This window comes from Deinococcus pimensis DSM 21231, assembly GCF_000519345.1.
Taxonomy (GTDB): domain Bacteria; phylum Deinococcota; class Deinococci; order Deinococcales; family Deinococcaceae; genus Deinococcus_A; species Deinococcus_A pimensis.
The window spans coordinates 15,316-15,756 of sequence record NZ_KI912647.1 but is presented as its reverse complement, the minus strand read 5'-3'; the positions used below and the strand labels follow the sequence as shown (position 1 = coordinate 15,756).

1 protein-coding gene is annotated in these 441 nt (G+C 73.0%); it reads left to right on the top strand.

Going from position 1 to position 441, the window contains the following annotated elements:
• Positions 1 to 119: 119 nt before the first annotated feature.
• Positions 120 to 356 (top strand): hypothetical protein, encoded by a 237-nt coding sequence (locus DEIPI_RS0112830; RefSeq protein WP_027482020.1) that lies wholly within the window; start codon positions 120 to 122, stop codon positions 354 to 356.
• The last annotated feature ends 85 nt before the right edge of the window (positions 357 to 441 follow it).

Below are 441 nucleotides of genomic sequence, written 5' to 3'. Positions count from 1 at the left end.
CGAGGGCCGGCTGCTGCGCCCCCGCGCCCGCTACGTGGGGCCGCGTCCCGCGCGTCCGTGAAGGTTGCCCCACGAACCGCCCGCATGAACGCGTCATGCGGGCGGTGTGAAATCAGGGCATGAGCGACGACCGACGACGCACGGTGGAAGTGACGTTCCGCGACCCGCACCTCACGCCCGTGACCTTTCAGGACGTGAAGCGCAAGGCGGTGGAGAAGCTGCTGGAGGACGCCCGCGAGAGCGGCTGGGTCTGCTTCGAGGGCCCCGACGGGGACACGTACCTGTGGCCGCGCGAGGTGGTGGCGTGCGTGCGGGTCCGCGAGCACGCCGAGCACCTCATCACGCCCGCGACGTAGGGGAGAGCGCGCGGCGCGAGAGCACGGCGACGCCGAGCGTGAGGACCGCGACGACCGCGAGCGCGACGCGCAGGCCCGTCTCCTG

Coding starts and splice junctions, on each gene's coding strand:
- DEIPI_RS0112830 (WP_027482020.1), top strand. CDS start 120: ATGAGCGACGACCGACGACGCACGGTGGAAGTGACGTTCCGCGACCCG.